At 72.8% G+C, this 25,470-nt stretch carries 19 protein-coding genes and 1 pseudogene; 6 read left to right on the plus strand and 14 right to left on the minus strand.

Features of this window, described 5'->3' with window-relative positions; genetic code table 11:
- Positions 1-571 precede the first annotated feature (571 nt).
- Entirely contained in the window at positions 572-1,579 is a 1,008-nt protein-coding gene (locus ACFWVE_RS06670; protein WP_384008899.1) for a stage II sporulation protein M, read from the minus strand.
- A gap of 173 nt (positions 1,580-1,752) precedes the next feature.
- Here ACFWVE_RS06670 and ACFWVE_RS06675 point away from each other — a divergent pair, with 173 nt between their 5' ends.
- Positions 1,753-2,772, plus strand: coding sequence for an RDD family protein (locus ACFWVE_RS06675; protein ID WP_384008901.1), 1,020 nt, complete (start codon positions 1,753-1,755; stop codon positions 2,770-2,772).
- A 41-nt stretch (positions 2,773-2,813) separates the two neighbouring features.
- Here the strand turns inward: ACFWVE_RS06675 and ACFWVE_RS06680 are convergent, their stop codons facing one another.
- From ACFWVE_RS06680 to ACFWVE_RS06720, 9 genes and pseudogenes are all read right to left on the minus strand, one after another.
- Complete coding sequence (locus tag ACFWVE_RS06680) at positions 2,814-3,428, minus strand: hypothetical protein (protein ID WP_384008903.1); 615 nt, start codon at positions 3,426-3,428, stop codon at positions 2,814-2,816.
- 183 nt (positions 3,429-3,611) lie between these two features.
- On the minus strand, positions 3,612-5,069 hold the full coding sequence (gene ahcY / locus ACFWVE_RS06685) for an adenosylhomocysteinase (protein WP_384008905.1): 1,458 nt from the start codon (positions 5,067-5,069) through the stop codon (positions 3,612-3,614).
- 415 nt (positions 5,070-5,484) lie between these two features.
- Complete coding sequence (locus ACFWVE_RS06690; protein ID WP_384008907.1) at positions 5,485-6,459, minus strand: cation diffusion facilitator family transporter; 975 nt, start codon at positions 6,457-6,459, stop codon at positions 5,485-5,487.
- 145 nt (positions 6,460-6,604) lie between these two features.
- On the minus strand, positions 6,605-7,756 hold the full coding sequence (gene manA / locus ACFWVE_RS06695) for a mannose-6-phosphate isomerase, class I (RefSeq protein ID WP_384008909.1): 1,152 nt from the start codon (positions 7,754-7,756) through the stop codon (positions 6,605-6,607).
- 170 nt (positions 7,757-7,926) lie between these two features.
- Positions 7,927-9,054 (minus strand): SIS domain-containing protein, encoded by a 1,128-nt coding sequence (locus ACFWVE_RS06700; RefSeq protein WP_384008911.1) that lies wholly within the window; start codon positions 9,052-9,054, stop codon positions 7,927-7,929.
- A 122-nt stretch (positions 9,055-9,176) separates the two neighbouring features.
- Positions 9,177-9,347 (minus strand): Trm112 family protein, encoded by a 171-nt coding sequence (locus ACFWVE_RS06705; RefSeq protein ID WP_384008913.1) that lies wholly within the window; start codon positions 9,345-9,347, stop codon positions 9,177-9,179.
- A gap of 351 nt (positions 9,348-9,698) precedes the next feature.
- A complete protein-coding gene (locus ACFWVE_RS06710; RefSeq protein ID WP_384008915.1) occupies positions 9,699-11,063 on the minus strand; it encodes a phosphomannomutase/phosphoglucomutase in 1,365 nt (454 codons plus the stop codon).
- A gap of 96 nt (positions 11,064-11,159) precedes the next feature.
- A pseudogene (locus tag ACFWVE_RS06715) lies at positions 11,160-11,920 on the minus strand (L-lactate permease).
- 235 nt (positions 11,921-12,155) lie between these two features.
- Entirely contained in the window at positions 12,156-12,569 is a 414-nt protein-coding gene (locus ACFWVE_RS06720; RefSeq protein ID WP_384008917.1) for a DUF3499 domain-containing protein, read from the minus strand.
- A gap of 330 nt (positions 12,570-12,899) precedes the next feature.
- On the opposite strand from ACFWVE_RS06720, the gene ACFWVE_RS06725 reads away from it, so the two are divergent.
- Positions 12,900-13,349, plus strand: a complete 450-nt coding sequence (locus tag ACFWVE_RS06725; protein WP_384008919.1) for a metallopeptidase family protein — start codon at positions 12,900-12,902, stop codon at positions 13,347-13,349.
- A gap of 24 nt (positions 13,350-13,373) precedes the next feature.
- On the opposite strand, the gene ACFWVE_RS06730 is transcribed toward ACFWVE_RS06725, so the two are convergent.
- The 3 genes from ACFWVE_RS06730 to ACFWVE_RS06740 form a co-directional block, all read right to left on the minus strand.
- Entirely contained in the window at positions 13,374-14,957 is a 1,584-nt protein-coding gene (locus ACFWVE_RS06730; protein ID WP_384008921.1) for a DUF5719 family protein, read from the minus strand.
- Entirely contained in the window at positions 14,954-18,769 is a 3,816-nt protein-coding gene (locus tag ACFWVE_RS06735; RefSeq protein WP_384008923.1) for a glycosyltransferase, read from the minus strand. The genes ACFWVE_RS06730 and ACFWVE_RS06735 overlap by 4 nt, the downstream gene beginning before the upstream one ends.
- A 230-nt stretch (positions 18,770-18,999) precedes the next feature.
- On the minus strand, positions 19,000-19,263 hold the full coding sequence (locus ACFWVE_RS06740) for a WhiB family transcriptional regulator (protein WP_384008925.1): 264 nt from the start codon (positions 19,261-19,263) through the stop codon (positions 19,000-19,002).
- 795 nt (positions 19,264-20,058) lie between these two features.
- Between ACFWVE_RS06740 and ACFWVE_RS06745 the strand changes: the two genes are divergently transcribed.
- The 4 genes from ACFWVE_RS06745 to ACFWVE_RS06760 all read left to right on the plus strand — a co-directional run bounded on the left by ACFWVE_RS06745 (position 20,059) and on the right by ACFWVE_RS06760 (position 24,237).
- Positions 20,059-20,607 (plus strand): cysteine dioxygenase, encoded by a 549-nt coding sequence (locus tag ACFWVE_RS06745; protein ID WP_384008927.1) that lies wholly within the window; start codon positions 20,059-20,061, stop codon positions 20,605-20,607.
- An 82-nt stretch (positions 20,608-20,689) separates the two neighbouring features.
- A complete protein-coding gene (locus tag ACFWVE_RS06750) occupies positions 20,690-21,724 on the plus strand; it encodes a 2-phospho-L-lactate transferase (RefSeq protein WP_384008929.1) in 1,035 nt (344 codons plus the stop codon).
- Entirely contained in the window at positions 21,721-23,070 is a 1,350-nt protein-coding gene (locus tag ACFWVE_RS06755) for a coenzyme F420-0:L-glutamate ligase (RefSeq protein WP_384008931.1), read from the plus strand. The genes ACFWVE_RS06750 and ACFWVE_RS06755 overlap by 4 nt, the downstream gene beginning before the upstream one ends.
- 144 nt (positions 23,071-23,214) lie before the next feature.
- On the plus strand, positions 23,215-24,237 hold the full coding sequence (locus tag ACFWVE_RS06760) for a DNA-3-methyladenine glycosylase family protein (RefSeq protein ID WP_384008933.1): 1,023 nt from the start codon (positions 23,215-23,217) through the stop codon (positions 24,235-24,237).
- A gap of 62 nt (positions 24,238-24,299) precedes the next feature.
- Here the strand turns inward: ACFWVE_RS06760 and ACFWVE_RS06765 are convergent, their stop codons facing one another.
- Positions 24,300-25,382 carry a sugar phosphate nucleotidyltransferase gene (locus ACFWVE_RS06765; protein ID WP_384008935.1) on the minus strand — a complete coding sequence of 361 codons (1,083 nt, stop codon included), beginning with the start codon at positions 25,380-25,382 and terminating at the stop codon, positions 24,300-24,302.
- Positions 25,383-25,470 lie beyond the last annotated feature (88 nt).

A 25,470-nucleotide genomic window follows, 5' to 3' on the forward strand; every position in this document is an offset into this window, starting at 1 on the left:
CTCCGTGAATGTTTTCCCGTAATCGGGTCGACACCACGAGAGCGGAACGGTCGGGCGGAATAGGCCCGGCCGTCCACAACGTCCTCGCTGTGTTTCTTCAAAGGAACCTCGTCCCGGCCGAACGGCCGGAGACGGGGTATCAACATATCTGGCGTTGATTTTTGGCACGCTGTTGAGTTCTCAAGGAACGGACGCTTCCTTTGTACTCACCCTCTCGGGCTTTCCTCCGGGCGCTTCCCTTCGGTCTTGCGTCTCCGACTCTACCAGATCTTTCCGATCCGATTTCCTCGGGCTTTCGCTTTCCGGGTTCCCGCTTTCGCGTTTCCCTTTCCGGCGGATCCGACTTTATCAGATGTTTCGTGCCGGACTGGCCGGTCGAATTCTTCCGATTCTTCGGGAGGGGCTTCGTCGAATTCTGAAGTTTCGAGAAGCAGTCAGATGCTCACGGTTGCCACTGCGGGTCAGAGCCCAGCTCCAGGCAACTGTTCGAATCTACCTCCCCGCTCGGTCCGTGTCAACGGTTCCTGCGGGGCGAAGAGGAGACTAGCAGCTGAACGGAGCTCCACGCACATCAGGCGGCCGTCGGCACGACGGCGCTGCGTTCGGCCGTCTCCAGGTCACCGGTCTCACCGGCCCGCGCCGCGCGTCCGCCCAGGACAAGGACGTAGGCCAGGAAGGCCAGCTCCGCGACGACTCCGATGGTGATGCGGGCCCAGGTGGGAAGGCCGGACGGGGTGACGAAGCCTTCGATCGCACCGGAGACGAAGAGGACCAGCGCGAGGCCGATCGCCATGGCCAGCGCTGCCCGGCCCTCCTCCGCGAGGGCTCTGCGCCGCGGGCGTGTCCCGGGGTCGATGAGGGTCCAGCCGAGACGCAGGCCGGTGCCGGCGGCGACGAAGACCGCGGTCAGTTCGAGGAGGCCATGGGGCAGCACGAGGCCGAGGAAGGTGTCGAGCCTCCCCGCGGAGGCCATCAGTCCGAAGCCGACGCCCAGGTTGAGCATGTTCGTGAAGAGGATCCAGATGACCGGCAGGCCCAGGAAGATTCCCAGGATCAGGCAGAGGGCGGCGGCCCACGCGTTGTTCGTCCAGACCTGGGCGGCGAACGAGGCCGCGGGGTTGCTGGAGTAGTACGTCTCGTACTGGCCGCCGGGGCGGGTGAGCTCGCGCAGCTCGGCGGGTGCGGCGATGGATGCCTGGATTTCTGGGTGGGTGCCGATCCACCAGCCGAGGAGGGCCGCGACCGCGGTGGACAGGAGCGCGGTGGGCACCCACCAGTGGCGTGCCCGGTACACGGCGGCCGGGAAGCTGTGCGAGAGGAAGTGGGTGACGTCCCGCCAGGACGCGCGGCGGGTCCCTGTCACGGCACCACGCGCGCGTGCCACCAGCTGGCTGAGCCTGCCGGTCAGCTGCGGGTCGGGGGCTGCGGACTGGATCAGCGAAAGGTGCGTGGCCGTGCGCTGGTAGAGGAGGACGAGTTCGTCGGCCTCGGCGCCGGTCAGCCGGCGCCGGCGCCGGAGCAGGGCGTCGAGGCGGTCCCACTCCGCGCGGTGGGCGGAGACGAAGACGTCCAGGTCCATCGGTGTGTCTGCTCCTCGGCTGTGCGTCGGATCCCGCCGCGAGTCCTTCGTCGGTCGTACGGGCCGGCCGGCTTGGCGGTACGGGATGATCGGCTGGTCGTACTGCGGTGCGATGTGCCATCAGCTTGGCAGACTGGCGGTGTTCCGGGCAGGGCAGGGGAAAGGCGGCGGACGTGAGTGAGCTGGTGACGGGCGAGGCTGTGGCGTTGGAGCTGCGCCCGGCGAAGCTGCCCAGCAGGGCGCTGGCCGTGCTGCTCGATCTGGCCGCGGCCATGACGGTCTATGTCGTGGCGACCATCGCGCTGGTGGCTTCCACCTCCTCCCTGGACCAGGCGGCACAGACAGCGATCTTTCTCGCCGTCTTTCTGTTGTTGCTGGTGGGCGGGCCGATCGCGGTGGAGACGCTCACCCATGGTCGATCGCTCGGGAAGATGGCCTGCGGGCTGCGGGTGGTGCGGGACGACGGTGGGCCGATCCGTTTCCGGCATGCGCTGGTGCGGGGGCTGATCGGAGTGATCGAGATCCTGATGACGATGGGCGTCATCGCGTGCATCGCCTCACTCGTGTCGTCGCGGGGGCGGCGGCTCGGGGACGTCTTCGCCGGGACCCTCGTCGTTCGGGAGAGGTTGCCGGTCGGGCCCGTGGGCTCGGTGCCGCCGCCCCCGCCCTGGCTGGCCGGCCGGTTCTCGGGGCTCGACCTGTCCGCGGTGCCGGACGGGCTGTGGCTCGCCGTACGCCAGTACCTGACGCGGATGCGGCAGCTGGACCCGCAGGTGGGGCAGGCGATGGCGGAGCGGCTGGCGGCGGATCTGGCGGGCCGGACGGGGGCGCCGGTGCCGCAGGGCGTGCCGGCGGCGGCGTATCTGGCGGCGGTGGTGCAGGAGCGGCAGGCCCGGGACGCGCGGCGTGCCTTCGGGCACGGTGCCGGTGGAGCGGCGGCCGCGGGCGGCGGGCCGATCGGCGCATTCGGACCGGCGGGTCCGTACGCTCCGCCGCCCGTCGATCGGGCAGCTCCGCCCACCGCACACCCCTCCCCCTCCCTTCCCGCTGCGCCCTCCCACCCCGCCGGCTTCTCGAGCCCTTCTGCGCCCTCTGCGCCCTCTGCGCCCAGCGCTCCCTCCACTCCCGCTTCTCCCGCCTCTCCCCCTCCTGCGGCCGAGGGGCCGTCGACCGGGTTCGTGCCGCCGGCGTAGGGCGTGCGGCGTTTTCGGGGCGGTCGCCCGGGGCGGTCGGATCAGTCGAGGGCCGAGGGGGGTGACTCGAGGTCCTCGAGTTCGATGCCGGGGGCCGCGAGGACCACGTCCCCGGAAAGGTGCACCGTGTGCTGCTCACCCGTGTCCAGGGCTGTGACCTGGTATGCGTCCACGGTCAGGGGTCCGTTGTCAGTGGCGTGTGCTTCTCTTTCCACCAAGGTCCAGGACTGGTCCACGGTGAGTGGGGCGAGCACCGGATCCGTGAAGGCGACGAGGCGTACGCGGGTGGCCGGGGCGGAAGGGGTGAGGCGCAGGAGACGAGCGGTGGCGATGAGGAACGCGGGTGAGGAGCCGGTGAAGGCGTGGGCGCGCACATTGCCTTCGGTGGCGTGGGTTCCGGTGGGGTCGGTACGGACCCAGGTGACGCCGTCGAGGGCGGCGCCGCGAACCTGCCAGCTCGCGGCGTGCAGTTCGAGTCTGATGGGGCGGCCTAGTTCGTCGAGGGCGAGGTCGACCGAGCCCAGGTGATCGCCGGATGGTGCGGTGAGCTGGGACACGTAACGCCAGCCGGAGGGGCCGGGGGCGCAGTGGAAGTGCTCTTCGGCGAGGGGGGTGTGATCGTGCGGATCGTGGAGCGAATAGCGGCCGCGGGGCATGGGTGTCCTGGGTCTTGACGGGCGGGCCGGTCCGTCCGGGCACTGGCCGGCCAACGGGACAGGCCCCCGCCACGGGGGTGCGGGGGCCTGTCCTGGATGGTCCTGCCGCGGTGAGCGCGCCGGTGCACGGGCACGCTCACCGCGGGAGCCTCGGCCCGGTGGGCGTCGGCTCGGGCGTCGGGCTCAGTAGCGGTAGTGGTCCGACTTGTACGGGCCCTCGACCGTCACACCGATGTACTCGGCCTGCTCGGGGCGGAGGGTGGTCAGCTTCACGCCGAGCGCGTCGAGGTGGAGGCGGGCCACCTTCTCGTCCAGGTGCTTGGGCAGCACGTAGACGCCGGTCGGGTACTCGTCGGGCTTGGTGAACAGCTCGATCTGGGCCAGGGTCTGGTCCGCGAAGGAGTTGGACATCACGAACGACGGGTGGCCGGTGGCGTTGCCCAGGTTCAGCAGGCGGCCCTCGGAGAGGACGATGAGGACCTTGCCGTCGGGATAGGTCCAGGTGTGGACCTGCGGCTTGATCTCGTCCTTGACGATGCCGGGGGTCCTGGCAAGGCCGGCCATGTCGATCTCGTTGTCGAAGTGACCGATGTTGCCGACGATGGCCTGGTGCTTCATCTTGGCCATGTCCGAGGCCATGATGATGTCCTTGTTGCCGGTCGTGGTGACGAAGATGTCGGCCTTGTCGACGACCTCGTCCAGCGTCGTGACCTGGTAGCCGTCCATTGCCGCCTGCAGGGCGCAGATCGGGTCGATCTCGGTGATGATCACGCGGGCGCCCTGGCCGCGCAGGGACTCCGCGCATCCCTTGCCGACGTCGCCGTAGCCGCAGATGACGGCGGTCTTGCCGCCGATCAGGGTGTCGGTGGCGCGGTTGAGGCCGTCGACCAGGGAGTGGCGGCAGCCGTACTTGTTGTCGAACTTCGACTTGGTGACGGCGTCGTTGACGTTGATCGCCGGGAACAGGAGGGTGCCGTCGCGGTGCATCTCGTACAGACGGTGGACGCCGGTCGTGGTCTCCTCGGTCACGCCGCGGATCTCGGACGCCAGCTGGGTCCACTTCTGCGGGCTCTCGCTCACCGTGCGGGTGAGGAGTTCGAGGATGACGCGGTGCTCGTCGGACTCGGCGGTGTCGACCGAGGGGACCTTGCCGTCCTTCTCGTACTCGACGCCCTTGTGGACCAGGAGGGTGGCGTCACCGCCGTCGTCCAGGATCATGTTCGGGCCGCCGGTGGGGGTGCCCGGCCAGGTCAGCGCCTGCTCGGTGCACCACCAGTACTCCTCCAGCGTCTCGCCCTTCCAGGCGAAGACGGGGATGCCCTGCGGGTTCTCGGGCGTGCCGTTCGGGCCGACGGCGATGGCGGCCGCGGCGTGGTCCTGGGTGGAGAAGATGTTGCAGGACGCCCAGCGGACCTGAGCGCCGAGGGCGGTCAGGGTCTCGATGAGGACGGCGGTCTGCACGGTCATGTGCAGGGAGCCGGTGACACGGGCGCCGGCCAGGGGCTGCGCCTCGGCGTACTCCTTGCGGATCGCCATCAGGCCCGGCATCTCGTGTTCGGCCAGGGTGATCTCCTTGCGGCCGAAGGCGGCCAGGGAGAGGTCGGCGACCTTGAAGTCCTGTCGGGTGTCGACAGTCGTCATGGAGAGCTGCTCCTCGGGGTGTGGGTCGAGGTGGGTACGGCTGTTCTGCGCGGCGGCGGACACAGGAGTGCCCGGGGAGGGCACAGGCATGCCCCGCGTGCTCGCAGCGCAGTCCGTCGGAGGCCCTCTCTCCCTCGGCCGGTCCGCAGGGGGACCGCCCGACCGCCATCAGCAGCGACGTCTGGCTCCGTCCCAAGCTACACCGACGGACGGGGCCGCCCCCAGCCGGTTGCCGAACACATCAAGCCGAACACGGAGGGTGATGAGGCGGGTGGCAACGAACGGCAGACAGCGGGAAGGAGCCATGGTGAACGGCGGTGAACGGCCACGACCACCGGGGCCGGTGGTCGTCACCGGTCGGTGGTCGTGGCCGAGCAGGGGGTGTGCCCGTCGGCAGGGCCGGACGGGCGCGGGCTCAGTGTTCCGTCGGGGCCGGGCCGCCGGGGCTGGCTGCGGCGTCGGCGCCCTTGGCGGCCTCGGTCTCGCTGTAGATGTCGGGCTCCAGGTAGATCACGCGGGCGATCGGGACGGCCTCGCGGATGCGGGACTCGGCGGCGTCGATCGCGGCGGCGATCTCCGTGGCCGTGTCGTCGTGCCGCACGGCGATCTTCGCGGCGACCAGCAGCTCCTCGGGGCCGATGTGAAGGGTGCGCATGTGGATGATGCGGGTGACGGTGTCTCCGTCGACGACGGCGGCCTCGATCTTCCGGGCCTCCTCGGCACCCGCGGCCTCGCCGAGCAGCAGCGACTTCGTCTCGAGCGCGAGGATCACGGCGATCAGGATCAGCAGGACGCCGATGCAGAGGGTGCCGATGCCGTCCCAGACGCTGTCGCCGGTGAGCAGGGCCATGCCGACGCCGCCGAGGGCGAGGACGAGGCCCACGAGGGCGCCGAGGTCCTCCAGGAGGACGACCGGCAGCTCGGGGGCCTTGGCGTGACGGACGAACTCCTTCCAGGAGCGCTCGCCGCGCACCGCGTTGGACTCCTTGATGGCCGTGCGGAAGGAGAAGGTCTCGGCGATGATCGCGAAGACCAGGACACCGACCGGCCAGTACCAGTGGTCCAGGTCGTGCGGGTGCTTGATCTTCTCGTAGCCCTCGTAGAGGGCGAACAGGCCACCGACCGAGAACAGCACGATGGAGACGAGGAAGGCGTAGATGTAGCGCTCGCGGCCGTAGCCGAAGGGGTGCTGCGGGGTGGCCTGCCGCTTGGCCCGCTTGCCGCCGACCAGCAGCAGGGCCTGATTGCTGGCATCGGCGACGGAGTGCACGGATTCGGCGAGCATCGACGAGGATCCGCTGAAGAGGTACGCCACGAACTTCGCTACCGCGATCGCGGCGTTGGCGACAAGTGCCGCAACGATTGCCTTGGTGCCGCCTGACGCGCTCATGTGTCCGCGTTGTCCCTTCGTACGCCGTTGACGGGCCCGGGTCGGCGTCTTCGTACGCCGCCCGGGGTGTTGACCGTCCTGTAACGGGGGGACATTGTTGCAGCCCTATCGGGCTGCGGTGTGTCAGACCGTCGTCATCGGCCGGTCAGACGACGACCGTGGCCCTGAACAGGGTTCCGGCACCGGACACTTCGGCCTTTTCGCCTGCGGGGACGAACACGGAGGTGCCCGGGGACAGTTCGTGCTCGCCCGCGCGTACGGAGCCGGCGGTGCAGAGCAGGATCTGGGGGGTGGCGCGCGTGAGGTCGTGGGAGGTGCCGCCCGCGGGCAGGACGTAGCGGGAGAGCCGGAACTCGTCGGTGGGGGTGTCGTAGAGCTCCTCGCCGTCGGGGGCGGCCTCCGGGCGCAGCACGCCGGGGTCGCCGGCCTCGAAGCGGACGATGCGCAGGAGTTCGGGGACGTCGACGTGCTTGGGGGTCAGTCCGCAGCGCAGCACGTTGTCGGAGTTGGCCATGATCTCGACGCCGAGGCCGTTCAGGTAGGCGTGCGGGACGCCGGCGCCGAGGTAGAGGGCCTCGCCGGGCTGGAGCCGGACGTGGTGGAGGAGCATGGCGGCGATGACGCCGGGGTCGCCCGGGTAGTGGTGGGCGATGGCGGCGTACGGGGCGTGGTCGCCGCCGAGGCGGTCGCAGGCGGCGGCCGCTTCGGTGACGGTGTGGGCCATCTCGTCACGGTCGGCGGTGAGGATCGCGGTGAGGACCTCGCGCAGGGCCGCTTCCTCGGGGTGCGCGTGCAGCAGGTCGGCGTACGGCTTGAGGGAGTCCACGCCGAGGGCGTCGAGCAGTTCGGCGGCGCGCAGCGGGTCGCGGAAGCCGCAGAGGCCGTCGAAGTCGGTGAGGGCGCAGATCAGTTCGGGCTTGTGGTTGGCGTCCTTGTAGGTGCGGTGCGGGGCGTCGGCGGGGACGCCGCGTCGCTCCTCGTCCGCGTATCCGGCCTTCGCCTGGTCCAGGTCGGGGTGGACCTGGAGGGACAGGGGCGCGCCGGCGGCGAGGAGTTTGAGGAGGAAGGGCAGGCGCGGGCCGAACTTCGCGACCGAGGCCGCGCCGAGTTCCCGCTCCGGGTCGGCGTCGATGACCTCGGCGAGTGTGCCCCGGCCGGTGCGCGAGGGCGCGCCGGGGTGGGCGCCCATCCACATCTCCGCCTGCGGCTCGCCGGTCGGTTCGACGCCGAGGAGCCGGGCGATGGCGGTGGTGGAACCCCAGGCGTAGGGGCGGACGGTGTTGTCGAGGCGATCCATGGGGTTCTCTCTGGGGCGTTCGGCAGGTTCTCTGCGGAGGGCAGAGGGCGGAGGGCAGAGGCGGCGGGAGGGGCGGGGGACGGAGAGGCGGCGTACGCGCGGACGCGGCAGGGCGGACGCCGCCAGAAATCCTGGTCAGGGCATCCGCTGTGGGGCTGTCCCTCGCATGATCAGGCTCTTGAGGTGAGCGCCAGGTAAACGGCGGCGAAATCCGTGACGGCGATCAGTTCGGCAAGGGTCTCCAGTTCGCCGCCCTCCTCCGGTTCCAGTTCGCTGATCGGTGTGTCGTGGCTGAGGGCCAGCTCACGGGCGGCCGGGGCGGCGGTGAGGCCGCCGATCGGGCGGTCGCGGAGCAGCACCACGCGCGCGTGGAGGGCGGGGGTTTCCTCCACGCGGTCACGGAAGAAGTCGTCCGGGTCGGCGCGGCCGGCGAGCGGGCCTGCCAGCAGGGCGCTGTGCGAGCCGAGCGCCTCGGGGAGTTCGGCGACGACGGCGGGGGTGCCGGACAGTTCCGCGAGCGCGGAGGCGAAACGGCGGCCCGCCGGCCCGGCCGAGGTGCCCTCGGTCCACACGACGGGGAGCGCGTCGGCGAGTTCGGCGGCCAGGGTCTTGGCGGGGTTGCTGTAGGCGGCGACGGCCGGGCCGCAGCGTTCGGCGATGCGGTCGAGGCGGTCGGCGACCTTCTCCAGGACGTCCGGCGGGGCGGTGAGCAGGCCGGCACGGTCCAGAAGCGCGAGCAGCGGGGTGAGCAGGGCCCACAGGACTCCGGGGGCGGATGCGGCGAGCTCCTCGTCCTGCTCGTAGGAGGCGGTGGCCATGGGGACGAACAGGCTGTGGGAGCCGCTGGCCGTGTCGGCGAGCGGGGTCCGGGCGGGGGCCACGGCGACGACGGTGCAGCCGCGGCGGTAGGCCTGTTCGGCGAGCAGGGACAGGCCCGGCTCGGTGCCGTCCGGGGTGGCGATCAGGAGCAGGTCCACGGAGCCGGCCCAGCCGGGCAGCTCCCAGCGCAGCGCGCCCGCGGCGGGGGCCACGCCGGTGGGCGCGAGCCGGGTGACGGGGCTGCCGGCGCCGGCGAGCGTACCGAGGAGGTCTGCGGTCTGGGTGGCGGCCGCGCCGGGGCCCGCGATGAGGACGGCGCGGGGGCGGCCGTCCGGTTTGAGGTCGTGGACACCGGCCTCGGCGGCGTACCGCGCGGCGGTGCGGACACGGGCGCCCGCCTCGGCCGCGCCGCGGAGCAGCCCGCGGCGGTCGGCCTCGGCGAGGCCCTCCGGTGAGTCGAGCAGGGATTCGTCGAGCATGGGGCGGCAGCCTCCGATCGGCGGGGCGTCGTACGCGAAGCGTCGTACGCGGGGCGTCGGTACGCGGGGCGTCGGGTCGCGGGGCGGCGGGTCGCTGGTGCGCAGGGTGGCCGGATCGTCGCTTACGCGGGCCGGCGGGCCTCGTCGACGAGGAGGACGGGGATGCCGTCGCGGACCGGGTACGCCAGGCCGCACTCCTGGCCGGTGCAGATCAGCTCGTTGTCCCGCTCCTTGAGGGAGGAATGGCAGGCCGGGCAGGCGAGGATCTCCAGGAGGCCGGTTTCCAGCGGCATGGGGTGGGTTCCCTTCGGGGGCGTATGCGGATGTGCCCGGTCAGGGTACCGCCGGTGAGGGCCCTGCGGGCGGGCAGCGGATGTTGGGGGGCGGCGCCTCGTCCGGCGGGGCCCGCGGTGGCCGCCACGCCCCGCCCGGCTCCGAGGTCCGCGTCTCCCCGGTACCGTGCGGACGCCCTGCCGCCCGCGGCGGCGCGGAAGCCGGCGGGAGCAGGCCCGACCGGCCGTACGCAGCGGACGGTCCGCAGGCCGCACGTGTGCCGGTCCTCGCGGCACCCGACGCCCGAAGCCCGGTGGACGCAGGTGCCGTTGCAGCGTGCCGTGCGGGCCGCTCAGCTGCCGCGGGCCGGATCAGCCTCGGATGACGGCCAGTGCCTCGTCGCGGATTCTGGCCATGGTGGCCCGGTCGCGGGCCTCCGCGTTCAGGCGGATCAGGGGTTCCGTGTTGGAGGGGCGGACGTTGAACCACCAGTCGGCGGCGGTGACGGTGAGGCCGTCCAGTTCGTCCAGGGTGATGCCGTCGCGGCCCTCGTACGCGGCCCTGATCGCGGCGAGGCGGGCGGCCTGGTCGTCGACCGTGGAGTTGATCTCGCCGGAGCCCGCGTAGCGGTCGTACTGGTCGACCAGGGCGGACAGGGTGCCCTGCTGGCCGCCGAGGGCGGCGAGGACGTGCAGGGCCGCGAGCATGCCCGTGTCGGCGTTCCAGAAGTCGCGGAAGTAGTAGTGCGCCGAGTGCTCGCCGCCGAAGATCGCGCCGCTGGTGGCCATCTCGGCCTTGATGAAGGAGTGGCCGACGCGGGTGCGTACCGGCGTGCCGCCGTTCTCCTCGACGACCTCCGGCACCGACCAGGAGGTGATCAGGTTGTGGATGACCGTGCCCTTGCCGCCGTTGCGGGCGAGTTCGCGGGAGGCGACCAGGGCGGTGATCACGGACGGGGAGACCGGCTCGCCGCGCTCGTCGACGACGAAGCAGCGGTCGGCGTCGCCGTCGAAGGCGAGGCCGAGGTCGGCGCCCTCCTCGCGGACCCGCTGCTGCAGGTCGACGAGGTTGGCCGGGTCGAGCGGATTGGCCTCGTGGTGGGGGAAGGTGCCGTCGAGTTCGAAGTACATCGGGACGACGGTGAGCGGCAGACCGGCCAGGACGGTGGGCACGGTGTGCCCGCCCATGCCGTTGCCCGCGTCGACGACGACCTTCAGGGGCCGGACGGAGGTCAGGTCGACGAGGGAGCGCAGATGTGCCGCGTAGTCGTCCAGCGTCTCGCGCCGGGTGACGGCTCCCGCCGTGGCGGCCGGCCCGGGCGCGCCCGACTCGCTCCACTTCTCGACGAGTCCGCGGATCTCGGTCAGGCCGGTGTCCTGGCCGACCGGCGCGGCGCCCGCGCGGCACAGCTTGATGCCGTTGTACCGGGCCGGATTGTGCGAGGCGGTGAACATCGCGCCGGGCAGGTCCAGTGCGCCCGAGGCGTAGTAGAGCTGGTCCGTGGAGCAGAGGCCGATCTCGGTCACGTCGACGCCCTGGGCCGCGGCGCCGCGGGCGAAGGCGCCCGACAGGCCGGGCGAGGAGGGCCGCATGTCGTGCCCGGTGACGATGGCGCTCGCGCCGGTCACCCGCGCGAAGGCGGCGCCGAAGAGTTCGGCCAGGGACTCGTCCCACTGGTCGGGGACGACCCCGCGTACGTCGTACGCCTTCACGATCTGTGACAGATCAGCAGTCACGGCCAGCCCTTCCGGAGGTCCTGTCGGTCCTCACAAACTACCCGCAGCGGATGCCACCCCGCCGCGGGCGGTTCGTGGTGACCGACGGGTGTCGGGTCAGGGCAGCATCCACCCGAGGACGGAGGTGCTCTGCCCCACCGCGATCAGGCACATGACGAGCAGCAGGCCGAGGCTCCAGGGCAGTACCTTGCGCAGCAGGTCCCCTTCCCTGCCCGCCAGTCCGACGGTGGCGCAGGCGATGGTGAGGTTCTGCGGCGAGATCATCTTGCCGAGGACGCCGCCCGAACTGTTCGCGGCCGCCAGCAGCTCGGGCGGGAGTCCGGACTCCCGCGCGGCGGTCACCTGGAGGGCGCCGAAGAGTGCGTCGGCCGAGGTGTCCGACCCGGTGACGGCGACGCCGAACCAGCCGAGGACGGGTGACAGGAAGGCGAGCCCGGCACCGGCGGCGGCGACGAAGTAGCCGATCGTCGCCGCCTGGCCGGAGAGGTTCATGACGTGGGCGAGCGCCAGCACGGAGGTCACCGTGAGGATCGCGAACCGCAGTTCGTGCACGGTCGCGAGCCATTCCCCGGCCGCCACGCGCGCGTGTACGCCGAGGTGTACCGGATGACGGTCCACATGATGGGGAAGAGGCCGAAGACCGCTCCCTGGACGGCACTGGAGAGTGTCTGGTCCAGAGGCATGCGATAAGCCAGGCAGGCCACCAGAACGGCACCCGGCAGGCCGATCAGGCCCGCCAGGTGCGCTTTCATGCGGAGGCCGCCGAGCAGGACGAGGACGATCACGAGGGGGAGCGCCACCACGAGGGCGGAGAGACCGAGTGAGCCGGCGACGGGTTCCAGTTCCTGGACGTACACGGACGCACCTCCTGAATTCCGCGATGCGGAAGAAGAATCTCGCTACGCCCTCGGAATGGTCGTGTCCTCGACAAGTGCGCGTCAATGGGCGTGCGGCACCTTGCTTTCGGGACGGGTGGGGCGGGAGGGAAGCGAGGAGCGGCGCACCCGGGCAACCGGCGCGGCCGTGCGAACGGCCTCACGGGTAAGGGGTGTTCAAGGCTCAGGCGTCAGGACCGACGCACGTCGTCCGGCGTCAGTTGTCGGGGGAGCGGAGCACGCGCAGGTGGCCGCGTCGCGCGACCTCCATCGGATCCGCGCCGCGTCCGCCGCCGACCGCCCGCTCCTGGGGCCGGGCCGCTTCGCGCACCGCGTCCGCGAGCGCTTCGAGATCGTCCCCGCTGGGCCGCGCCGGGGCCGAACCGTCGAGCAGACGGACGACCTCCCAGCCGCGCGGTGCGGTGAGGCGCTCGGAGTGCTCGGCGCACAGGTCGTAGCAGTGGGGTTCGGCGTAGGTGGCGAGCGGGCCGAGGACCGCGGTCGAGTCGGCGTAGACGTACGTCAGCGTCGCGACGGCGGGGCGGCCGCAAGCGGTGCGCGAACAGCGACGTACAGGGCTCACGATGTTGGACGGTACCGCACTCTTGAGCGGGCCGCGACGACTCCCCACCTGCGCGCTGCCCCGTGTCGTGGCCTGAAACGCCCCACACGCCCCTCCCGGCACACGCCCTTGACCTGCTCCGACGCCCGCGTGCGGAGCATCCGCGGATTCCGCTCCGGTCATCACTTGGTACAAACACCGTCAAATACCTTGAGACCACCGGCGCATGAAAGATATGAAATCGAGTCGAACCTTGGCCGGAATGCTCATGCGACGGTGCCGTGCGGGGGCGGGATCCGAAGCGGGCGGGGGCCGGGGGCCGGGCCGGTGCGGGGCCGAGGTCCGCAAGCCGTGTGGGGGCCGGGCGCGTCGGACCGGCGGAGACTACGCTTCACCGTGATGGACACCCCTGTGACGCCCCGTGCCGCGGACCGCGGGCCCCGCCGTCGTGATCGCCACGGCCGGGGCATGCGCGGGCCGATCGCGCCTCCCCAGGTGCCGCTCGCCGCCAGCCGCGCGGAGACGTTCGCGGATCTGGTGCAGGACTCCGTGGAGCGGCTGGAGCGGCGATGGCCCCAGCTGGCCGACATCGACTTCCTCGTGCTGGAGGTCCCGCGCCTGGACGCGCCAGGAGCGGGATGGAGCGACGAGCCGGTGCCGCTGGGCGGCACCGTGCCGACCCGCGAGGGGCACCCCGCGCGGGTCGTGATCTACCGCCGGCCGGTGGAGATCCGCACCAAGGGGCGCGACGAGCGGGCGGCGCTGGTCCACGAGGTCGTCGTGGAGCAGGTCGCCGAGCTGCTGGGGCTGACGCCGGAAACCGTGGATCCCCGGTACGGCGAGGACTGACGGCCGAAGGCCTGTCGGCGGTCCCTACTTCTGCAGGACCGACAGGTCCTCCTCCGTCTCCGGCACCGCCACCATGCCCCGGTCGTCGGGGAGGGCCTGGACCGTGAAGGCCGGGACGCCGTCCTTCGTGGCGGTGAGGGTCCGTGAGGCGTAGACGGGTGTGTCGTCCGACTCGGGCTCGACCGTCAGCGCGTACGTGCCCTCGACGTCGTCCGGGACCGGAACCTCGATGTTCCGGGTGGTACCAGCCTTGATCGTGTACGTCCCGGTCGCCGGCGTACCGCCCTCGCTGCCCGCGGAGACGGTGACCCTGACCTTGGCGGCACCCTCGGGCGCGGCCACGGCGAGGATGCTGCCCTTGGCCGTGTTGTCGACGGACGTCGCCCGCACCCCGACCTCGCGGGCCGCCGGGACGAAGGCCGACTCCTGGCTGTCCCCCTTGCCGCGCAGCACCCGAACGGCCGCCACAACGGGCACCGGGCCGTCCGTCGGCGTGAGGACCAGGGAGCCCGCCTCCCCGCGTGTGACGTCGCCGAGGTCGACGGCGGTCGTCATGCCGCCCTTCACGTGCACCGTCTCGTTGCCGGCCGGTGTGATCAGCCCGGAGGGCGACGCGAGCTGTACCTTCAGGTCGGCGTCGACATTGCCGGGAGTGAAGACGACCAGGCGTACGGCGGTGGCGTCCTCGGGGATGCCGGGCAGGACCAGGCTGCCCGCCGGATCGGCCGACGCGGCCAGCCAGTCACCGCCGAGCGACTCGTCCAGGGCCTGTACGGCCGCGCCGACCCGCCCGCTGCGGACGACGACGTGGACCGTCACATCGGTCTGCTCCTCGTCGGTGAGCGTGGACAGCAGCACCGGTTCGGAGGAGTGCGGCTTGACCGTGATGCCCTCCCCCACCGTGGTCTCGAGGGCGCCGTCCTTGCCGTAGATCTCGATGTCCACGACGGCGGCGGAGTCGTCGGGGTTGGTCAGGTGGACGTAGTCGGTGCGCTCGGTCGCGGTGCTCGCGCCGGGGAACCAGAACTCCGTGTCCGGGGCGGAGCAGTTGACGCCCTGCAGGCCCCGGCCGGTGCCCACGGCGACCTCGGTGGTCTGCTGCACGGTCCAGCCGGGGGCGAAGCGGCCCTCGGCGGTGCCGACGAGCGCGGGCGCCCCGCCTCCGGGGACGTCCGCGGTGACCGGCTTGCCGGGCTCCCCCTTGTGCTCCAGCACCGGCTTCCCGGGCTTCGCGGACTCGCCGTCCTTCCCCCCGTCGCCGTCCTTCTCCCCGTCGCCGTCCTTCTCCCCGTCCTCCGCGTCTTCGTCCGTGCCTTCGTCCGTGCCTTCCTCCGCGGGCTGTCCCGTGGCGGCCGGCTGGAGCCGGGCGCTGCCCTCGCTCTCCGTGCCCTTCGTGACGGGCGTGAAGGACGTGTACGTCGTCTCGGCGAGGTCGGAGCCGCTGGGCGTCGGGCACAGCAGGCTCGAACGTTCCACGGGCAGGTGGGCCGCCGCCGTCGCGACGCCGTCCTCCGCGGTCGTGGGGTCCGGCTCGGTCAGGACGGCGAAGCCGGTGACGGCGGCGAGTGCGGTGGCTCCCGCGATCAGGGACAGGGTGGTGCGGTTCACTGCTGGCTCCCGTCGGGACGCTCACTGCCCGGCTGGGGGCGGTGCGGCTGCTCGGGGTCGTACGACGCGTCGTAGCCCTGCGCATAGGTCTGGTCGTAGCCGTCGTAACCCTCGTAGCCCTGCCCGTACGCCGACGGGTCGTACGCGCTCGGGTCGTACTGCGGCTGCTGGGGCGTGCCGTCGTAGGCGTACGGGTCGTACTGACCGCCCTGACCGCCCTGACCGGCCTGGCCGGCCTGGCCGGCCTGGTGCGGCTGTCCGTAGCCGTCCGTCGCGTACTGCTGTTGCCGCTCCTGTTGCGACGGCGGCTGCTGCTGTCCCTGCGGGTACGAGGCGGCGGTGGTGTAGGCGCCGTCGTACTCGGGGTTCGGATTCGGGTCCGGGTAGCTCGAGACGTCCCATTCGTCGTAGGGCCGCTGCTGCGGAATGGCCGCGGGAGCCGGCTCCGGCGGGGCTTCGAACCCGTCGGCCGCGCTCTCGGCCACACCGCCGTCCGTGCCCGCCTCCTCGGCGGCCGCGGCTTCCGCCTCCGCCTGGGCGCGCAGGCGGCGGGCGCGGCGGCCGTCGCCTGCGAGCTCCTCGGCAGGGACGGCCGGCTCCTCGGGCAGGTCGTCGTCGACGTCGCGGCGCCGGCCGGGCAGCGCGAGCACGACGAGGACGACGGCGAGCAGCCCCTGCGCCCACAGCCACGCGGTGTGGGTGAACGGGTCCTCGTAGGTGACGGCCAGCTGTCCGCCGGTGGCGGGGAGCCGGAAGCCCTGGGCCCAGCCGTCGACCGTGGTGCGGGTCAGCGGCTTGCCGTCGAGGGTGGCGGTCCAGCCCTCGGCCGCGGCGTCGGCCAGGCGCAGGACGCGCCCCTCGGCGCCGTCGGGGATCCCGGTGCTGATCCCGACCGGTCCGGCGGCCACGGTCTGCGGCTCGCCCTCCCCTTCCTTCGCGGGGACGACGGTCGCGCGGGCCACGTTCTGGTCGACGCGCCACAGCGCGCCGCCCGCCTGCTGGCTGAGCCGGGTCAGGCCGGGCGTGGCGTCCAGGACGCGGGTGACCTCGCGGGGCGCGCCCGGGTGGACGAGGACGTAGCGCACCGCGAATGCGCCGAGCTGGTCGGCCTGGTCGGCGCCGGAGCCGGCGACGAGGTTGGCGACGACCTTGTCGAGCCCGGTGTTCGCACCGCTCGCGGCGGCGATCTCCGCGTCGCCCATGCGGGCACCGGAGCCGCGGACCAGTACGTAGTCGACGCGGGCGGCGGAGTCGCTGTCGAGGACGAGGGTGCGGGCCTGGTCGCGAGTGCCGCTCTCCTCGGCGACGAACGCGGGCACCTGCACGGGGTCGCGTCGTTCGAGCGGTCCGTCGGCGCCGCGGAGCACCCAGCCGGCGGCGGCCAGCAGCGGGCCGACCGCGCAGGCGAGGGCGATCAGCACGGCGACCGGCTGACGCCAGCCGAAGCTCTGCTCGGCGACGCGCGCGCGGGCCCCGTCGGCGCCGAGCGTGGCCGCGGCCAGCAGGGCGATGCCGTAGACGAGGGTCGCGGGCCCCGCCCAGGTGGAGCCGTTGGACAGGACCGCGAAGACGAGTCCGACCAGGGCGGCCGTCCAGGCGGCGCGGATGGCGAGGAGGCGCTCGGAGCGGAGCAGGGCCGCGAGGGCGGCGAGCACGATGCCGACGAGCACCGGTCCGCCGGCCGCGCCGGGGCCGCCGGGGCTCGCGCCGAGCAGGTCGAGGGCGGAGGCGGCGGAGGCGCCGTACTCCAGGCCCGCCTCCTGGAAGAAGCCGAACGGGAGCAACGACAGCGACCAGGGGGCGAGGACCAGCAGCGGGGTGCCGAGCTGGGCCAGGAAGCGGAGCCCGTGGGCCACGAGGTCGGACCTGCGCAGGGCGAGGACGCCGAGGCCGAGGAACAGGGCGATGGGCCACACGATCGGGGTGAACGCGGTGGCGAGGGTGAGCAGCAGCGCGTACGCCCAGGTCGCGCGCCAACTGCCGCGGACACCGGGGTCGTTGGTGAGTCCGCTCGCGGCGGTGCCCGCGCGGGCGATCAGCGGCAGCAGCACGGCGAGGACGGCGGTGCCGATCCGGCCGCCGGCGAGGGCGCCCGCGACGGCGGGCAGGAAGGCGTAGGCGACGGCGGCCCAGGCGCGCAGCAGCCGGGACTCGACGAGCGGGCGGGAGGCGAAGTAGGCGGTGAGGCCGGCCAGCGGCACCGAGCCGATGAGCAGGACCGTCACGGCGAGCCCGGTCGAGCCGAGCGTCAGGGTGGCCAGGGACGCCACGAGGGCGAGGTAGGGCGGTGCGGAACCGGTGCCGCCGGCGCCCACCGTGTGCCAGGCGTCCGTGTAGCGCGCCCACAGCTCGCCGGAGCCGGCGGGGGCGGGCAGCAGGGCGCCGCCCGCGAGCGCGCCGCCGCCGCCGAGAAGGGTGCGGCAGGCCGCGAGGGAGAGGAGCAGCAGGAGCAGGAAGAGCACCGGGCCGGGCTTGCGGGCGATCCGCTTGAGCCGGGCGAACTGCTCGACCTCGATGAAGTCGGCGTCGTCCCCGCCGGGTCCGGACTCGACGGCACCGCCGTGCCGTCCGGCGCCGGTGGTGATCTCGGGGTCGGAGCTGCCGACGAGGCTGCCCGCGGCCTGTTCGACGGTGACGCGGACGGTCGCGCCGGGCGGCGGGAACAGCGCCCGCAGTTCTCCCTTGTCGATCTGCGGGCTGCCGCGGCGGCGCCGTCCGGCGAGGATGCGTTCGGGCCGCAGCAGGGTGCCCACGAGGCCGCGTATCTCGTCGACGGCCTGGCCGGGGACCTTGCCGACGAGGTAGGCGAAGGTCCGCAGCACGGTGCCGAGGACGAGCCGCAGCAGTACCCAGGGCAGTGCCGCGGTACGGGTGTTGACGAGCAGGGTGTGGACGGCGCCCGCCTTGTCCACCTTGTGCGGGGAGGCGGCGGTGCGGCCCACGCAGTCGACGGCGCGGCGTTCGCGGGAGGCGGCCTCGGCGTGCCGTACGACCGCGTCGGGGGCGACGAGCACCCGGTGTCCCGCCGCGTGCGCGCGCCAGCACAGGTCGACGTCGTCCCGCATCAGGGGCAGGTGCCGGTCGAATCCGCCGAGTTCGTCGAAGACGTCGCGGCGGATCAGCATGCCGGCGGTGGACACCGACAGGACGGAGCGGACCTGGTCGTGCTGTCCCTGGTCCTGTTCGCGGCGGTCCAGGCCGGTCCAGCGGCGGCCGGAGCTGGCGATGGAGACGCCGACCTCCAGCAGTTGCCTGCGGTCGTACCAGCCGCGGAGCTTGGGGCCGACGACGGCGACGTCGTCCCGGCCGAGTTCGTACTCGTTCTCCACGACGCCCAGCAGCCGGGCCAGCGCGTCGGGTTCGGGAGCGCAGTCGTCGTGCAGCAGCCACAGCCACTGCACCGGCTCCCCGTGCGGGAGGTCGGGCAGGTCGTACGCGTCGTCGTGCCAGCTGCGCGTGACCGGGTCCCAGCCGCTGGGCCGCTTCAGATAGGGCAGGTCGTCCGGGGTGAGGTCCGGCGCGGCACGGTGGCACTCCTCGACGGCCTGGCCGAAGCCGGTGCGCCGGGCGAGGTGCAGGACGTGGTCGTCGCCGAGGGCTTCGCCGACCAGTCGGGCGGAGTCGTCCGCGCTGCCGGTGTCGGCGCCCATGGCGAACTGGACGGGGCGTTCCTGGCCGAGTAGCCCGGCGAGCGCGTCGGGCAGCCAGCGGGCTCCGTCGTGGGAGACGAGCACCGCGGTCACCACATGACGCGGGAACTCTGGTGCGGCAGCGGCGTCTTGACGGGCTGCCGGGTGACTGTGCACGGACATCGAGGTACGGGCCCCGGTTCAGTGGACTGTGGGGGACGCCCGTGCCCGGTGGGGGCGGCGTGGCGTCTCGGACGAGCAACCACACTATCGGCTGGGCAGCGAGGCGGCCCGCCGCCTGCGGACAACCCGCACACGACGGGCCGTAAGCGAAGTATGCGCACATCCCGGCCGTCCGACGCACGCATGAACAAGGCGTGCATACGGAGGTGACGTGCGTGACGTGCCGCTTCTCAGACGGCGGCCTTCTTCAGCCGACGGCGCTCCCGCTCGGACAGACCGCCCCAGATGCCGAAGCGCTCGTCGTTGGCAAGGGCGTATTCGAGGCACTCGGAGCGGACTTCACAGGCGAGGCAGACCTTTTTGGCCTCCCGGGTGGAGCCGCCCTTCTCGGGGAAGAACGACTCGGGGTCGGTCTGTGCGCACAGCGCGCGCTCCTGCCAGCCGGGCTCCTCGTCCGCGTCGTCGACCAGCAGTTGCTGCACCAGCTCCGTCATGCGCGCCCCTCGTCCGTCTTTCGCGTCCCCGTGATGCTGCCGTTACCGATACCGGCCGAACGACACGAGTGAAATTACAAGTGTGCTGATCCGGGCGAGTCAAGCTGAGATCTGCTATTGGCTCCCTTATTCACTCTGCGGAACCAAGCCCGAGCCGAAAGTGTTCAAATCGCCATAAACGTTGACACGCTGATGGGCCCTCAGGGGAACCCGCCCCGCGCAGAGCCTCCACGGAGCAGGACGCCCGGCCGGTTCGATCCCGTTGACCCACTCACGCCACAGCGACCCGGATCACATTCGGATCACAGGACCGCAACGGCACTTGTGCGCCCGACCGTGTGCCCCTTGTGTCCCCGGAACCACGTGAGCAAACCTTTCGCCTCGCAGGTGAACCTGATGGGGTGAACCGTGTCCCACGATCCGGGCATCGAGTTGACACTGGAGGTCTGAGCCGCTGTCCTTGTGGGCATGCTCGCGAACCTGGCACTCGCCTCGACCCGCTCCGCCGGGTCCCTCGGTGCTGCCCGCGCTCGCTGTAGCTGTCGTTGTTCCGGTTGTTGAGCCCAACGCGCTCCGGCCCTTCGGGTCACCCTCGACCCGACCGCTTTTTCCTCCGCTCCCATCAGGGCACTTTCCGCCGCCGTCCGTGATCCGGACACATGCGGCACGTCGTCCGCGGCAGGCCGGTTCTCCGCACGGCCCCGCCCGACGGCCGCACCCTCTGCTTCCCGAGTGCTTCCCCACCGCTTTCCCACCGCTTCCCGACCGCTTCTCCGCCGAGGAACCACCGCATCCATGAACAGCGACAGTGACCTCCAGATCGCCGGCGACATCCTCGAAGTACCGCACCTCCTGCAGACCCCGCGCGAGCACCCGGCGACCGTCGCCGAGTTCGTCGGCCTGGCCCGCTCGCTCGCCGCCGACCGGTCCCAGTGGGAGCACCTGGTGCGGTACGACGCGAGCAGCCGCTGGTACCACCGGCTGCGCGCCGTTCCCCAGGTCCCCGGCTCCGCTCGAGCGGCGGAGCCCCCCATCGGCTACGAGGTGTGGCTGTTGTCCTGGGTGCCCGGACAGGGCAGCGGACCGCACGACCACGGCCGCTCCTCCGGCATCCTGACCGTCCTGGCCGGCTCCCTCACCGAGCACACCGGACGCGGCGCGCGCACGCTGACGACAGGCACGGAGCGGGTGTTCGCGCCGGGCTACGCGCACGAGGTCGTCAATGACGCGCTGGAGCCGGCGGTCAGCCTGCACGTGTACTACCCGGGCCTGACCGAGATGCCGATGCACCCGGCCGCCCCGCACTGCGAGGCGCGGCCAAAGCCCCGGACGCCGACCGCCTGACCAGCCCCCTGTCCGCCCCCGTGTGCGGCGGACCGGCCGACACGGTGCCGCGTCCCGCCCGACGGCTGACAGACTGCTTCCCATGCGCATTGTGGTTCTGGCAGGCGGCATCGGCGGTGCCCGTTTCCTGCGCGGTCTGAAGCGGGCCGTGCCGGACGCGGACATCACGGTCATCGGCAACACCGGGGACGACATCCACCTCTTCGGGCTGAAGGTCTGCCCGGACCTCGACACGGTGATGTACACCCTCGGCGGCGGCATCGACGAGGAGCGGGGCTGGGGACGGACCGACGAGAGCTTCCGGCTCAAGGAGGAGCTGGCGGCGTACGGCGTCGGCCCGGGATGGTTCGGGCTCGGCGACCGGGACTTCGCCACGCACATCGTGCGGACGCAGATGCTCGCCGCCGGCTATCCGCTGAGCGCGGTGACCCAGGCCCTCTGCGAGCGCTGGCAGCCGGGCGTCCGGCTGATCCCGATGACCGACGACCGCGTGGAGACGCATGTGGCCGTCACCCTGCCCGCCGGCGACCCGGCAGCGGGGCCGCCGGCGGGATCCGGGGCCGGGGAGACCCCGCCGGGTTCCGCGTCGGGCTCCGGTACGCGCAGGGTGATCCACTTCCAGGAGTACTGGGTGCGGCTGCGGGCTTCGGTCCCGGCCGAGGCGGTCGTGCCGGTCGGCGCGGAACAGGCGAAGCCGGCACCGGGTGTGCTGGAGGCGATCGCCGCGGCCGACGTGATCCTCTTCCCGCCGTCCAACCCGGTCGTCTCCATCGGCACGATCCTCTCCGTCCCCGGCATCCGGGAGGCGATCGCCGAGGCGGGCGTGCCGGTGGTCGGCCTGTCACCGATCGTCGGCGACGCGCCCGTGCGCGGCATGGCCGACAAGGTGCTCGCGGCGGTCGGCGTCGCATCCACGGCGCGGGCGGTGGCCGAGCACTACGGCTCGGGCCTGCTGGACGGCTGGCTGGTCGACACGGTCGACGTGGCCGGCGTGGAGCACGTCGAGGAGGCGGGCATCCGCTGCCGGGCCGTGCCCCTGATGATGACCGACGTCGACGCCACCGCCCGGATGGCCGGGGAGGCGCTCGCTCTGGCGGAGGAGGTGCGGGCGGTTTGAACGGCACGCGTGCGCACGACGACGTATCCGCGGGTGGCGCGGCGTCCGGCGGGTACCGGGTGTGGGCCGTCGCGGGGCTGCCCGAGGTCCGGCAGGGGGACGACCTCGCGAAGCTGATCGCGGCCGCGGAGCCGGGGCTGGCCGACGGGGACGTGCTGCTCGTCACCTCCAAGATCGTCTCCAAGGCGGAGGGCCGGATGCGGCAGGCCGCCGACCGGGAGGCCGCGATCGACGCGGAGACGGTACGGGTGGTGGCCCGGCGCGGCCCTCTGCGCATCGTCGAGAACAGGCAGGGCCTCGTCATGGCCGCGGCCGGGGTCGACGCCTCCAACACGCCCTCCGGCACGGTGCTGTTGCTCCCCGAGGATCCGGACGCGTCCGCGCGGGCGATCCGCGAGGGCCTGCGGGACGCCCTCGGGGTCACGGTCGGCGTACTGGTCACCGACACCTTCGGGCGCCCCTGGCGGGCGGGACTGACGGACGTCGCGATCGGCGCCGCGGGCGTCCACGTCCTGGACGACCTGCGCGGCGGGACGGACGCGTACGGCAATCCGCTGGGAGCCACCGTGGTCGCCACCGCCGACGAACTCGCCGCGGCGGGCGACCTGGTCAAGGGCAAGGCCGCGGGCCTGCCGGTGGCCGTCGTACGCGGGCTGCCCGCCCTGGTGGCGGCCGACGGCGAGCACGGCGGGGACGCGCGGGCCATGGTCCGCGACTCCCGCGACGACATGTTCCGGCTCGGCACGTCGGAGGCGGTACGGCAGGCGGTGACCCAGCGCCGCACGGTACGGGCCTTCACCGACGAGCCGGTCGACCCGGGGGCGGTGCGCCGCGCGGTGGCCGCGGCCGTGACGGCTCCGGCCCCGCACCACACCACCCCGTGGCGGTTCGTCCTGCTGGAGTCGCAGGCGTCCCGGACCCGGCTGCTCGACGCGATGCGGGACGCCTGGATCGCGGACCTGCGCCGGGACGGCAAGTCGGAGGACTCCGTCGCCAAGCGGGTCCGCCGCGGCGACGTCCTGCGCAACGCGCCCTGCCTGGTCGTGCCCTGCCTGGTCATGGAGGGCTCGCACACCTACGGGGACGCGCGGCGGGACGGTGCGGAGCGGGAGATGTTCGTGGTCGCGACGGGTGCCGGCGTGCAGAACTTCCTGGTCGCCCTGGCCGGTGAGCGGCTGGGCTCGGCATGGGTGTCGTCGACGATGTTCTGCCGGGACGTGGTCCGCGAGGTCCTGGACCTGCCGACGGGCTGGGACCCGATGGGCGCGGTGGCGGTGGGCCACCCCGCCGGGGAACCCCGGCCGCGGCCGGAACGGGACGCGGCCGCGTTCATCGCGGTGCGGTGAGCCGGACGGCGATGAAGCAGACGGCGGTGGGCGGGACGGGACGCGCGGGGCGCCTACCCTCGTAGGAGCCCCGTCTCCTCCTACCCCCGCACCCTCGCACTTCCCAGTTCCTCACCTCAGCCCCTCTCCCCCCGGGACCCCTCCGTGGCAGGACGTTTCGCTCCCCGACCCGCTTCCCGCCCCGCTCGTACGACCGCGCGGGACGGGCGGGCCGTCGAACCCGCGGGGGTGCCGCGGCAGTCCTCGGCCCCGGCCGCCCCGTCCCTGGTCCGGACGTGGGTGCCGGACGGCCCGCTGGACCTCGGACTGGTCCTCGGGCCGCTGCGGCGCGGGTCCGGGGACCCGACGTTCCGCACGCTGCCGGACGGTTCCGTGTGGCGGACGAGCCTGACACCCGCCGGGCCGGGCACGCTGCGGGTGACGCGGCACGGCGACGAGGTACGGGGCGAGGCGTGGGGCCCGGGGGCCGGGTGGTTCCTGGACCGGCTGCCCGACCTGCTCGGCGCCGCCGACGACCCGGCCGCGTTCGTCCCCCGGCACAAGCTGCTGGCGCTCACCCGGCACCGCCGGCCCGGGCTGCGGCTGGCCCGGACCGGGCTGGTGCTGGAGTCGCTGATCCCGTCGGTCCTGGAACAGAAGGTCACCACCGGTGAGGCGTACCGGGCGTGGCGGCTGCTGGTCCGGAAGTACGGGGAGCCGGCCCCCGGGCCCGTGCCCGAGCGGATGGCGGTGCTGCCGTCGCCCCGGACCTGGGCGCTGATCCCCTCCTGGGAGTGGCACCGGGCCGGTGTCGACGCCAAGCGGGCGTCCACGGTGCTGCGGGCGGTGCGGGTCGCGGCGCGGCTGGAGGAGGCGGCCGGGATGGCTCCGGCGGCGGCGCGGGCCCGGCTGGAACTGGTGCCGGGCATCGGGCCGTGGACGTCGGCGGAGACGGTGCAGCGCAGTCACGGCGCGCCGGACGAGGTGACCACGGGGGACCTGCATCTGCCGGGCATCGTGGGGTGGGCGCTGGCCGGGAACCGGGACGCGGACGACGCGGCGATGCTGGAACTGCTGGAGCCGTATGCCGGTCAGCGGCACCGGGCGGCGCGGCTGATCCTGCTGAGCGGACGGACGCCGGCGCGGCGGGCACCGAAGATGCCGCGCTGGGACATCGGACGGCTGTGAGGCGCGAGCCTCCTGCCGTCCGACGCCCTCGGTCCTTCGAATCCCCCCGCCCGTGCCCCCGGTTACTCGTCCGAGGAGAACCGCACCGACCCCGCCGGGATCCGCGCGTCGCACCAGACCCTGACCCCGTCCCGGAGTTCGTTGCGGGCGCCGACGACCGCGCCGTCGCCCACCACCGTCCCGGTGAGGACCGACCGCTCCCCCACCCGCGCACGCGTGCCGATCAGTGAGTCGGTGACGACCGCGCCGGGTTCGATGACCGCACCCGGCAGGATCGTGCTGCCGAAGACGCGCGCGCCCTCCGCCACGAACGCGCCCTCGCCCACCACGGTCCCGCCCGCCAGCTTGGCGTCCGGCGCCACTCTCGCCGTCGGCAGGACCAGCCGGTCGCCGCAGCGCCCCGGGACCGCCGGGGACGGGGCTCGGCCCAGTACCAGGTCCGCGGAGCCCCGGACGAAGGCCGCCGGGGTGCCGAGGTCAAGCCAGTACGTGGCGTCGACCAGGCCCTGGAGATGGGCTCCGGCCGCCAGCAGTTCCGGGAACGTCTCCCGCTCCACCGACACCGGCCGGCCCGTGGGGATCGTGTCGATGACCGAGCGGCGGAAGACGTACGCCCCCGCGTTGATCTGGTCGGTGACGATCTCCTCGGGTGTCTGCGGTTTCTCCAGGAACGCCAGGACGCGGCCCGTGTCGTCGGTGGGGACCAGGCCGTACGCCCTCGGGTCCGTCACCTTCGTCAGGTGCAGCGAGACGTCGGCGCCCGTCGCCCTGTGGGTGTGCACCAGCGCCCGGATGTCCAGGCCCGTGAGGATGTCGCCGTTGAAGATCAGCACCGGTTCGTCGGGGCCGGAGTGCAGCCGGGAGGCGACGTTGCGGATGGCGCCGCCGGTGCCGAGCGGCTCCTCCTCCGTCACGTATTCGATGTGCAGCCCCAGCGACGATCCGTCGCCGAAGTACGGCTCGAAGACCTCGGCCAGATAGGACGTGGCCAGGACGATGTGCTCGACGCCCGCCGCTCTCGCTCTCGCCAGCTGGTGCGTGAGGAAGGGCACCCCGGCCGCCCGGATCATGGGCTTCGGTGTGTGCACCGTGAGCGGGCGCAACCGTGTGCCCTTGCCGCCGACCAGGAGAATCGCTTCTGTCACCTGTCGTCTCTGCTTCCTGCCGGGACCGGCCGAACTGTCTTTCGGCCGGCCAGTGTATGCAGACCGTCGCACAGCGGTTTCGACGGCG

The sequence above is a fragment of the Streptomyces sp. NPDC058632 genome (assembly GCF_042717095.1).
Lineage (GTDB): Bacteria > Actinomycetota > Actinomycetes > Streptomycetales > Streptomycetaceae > Streptomyces.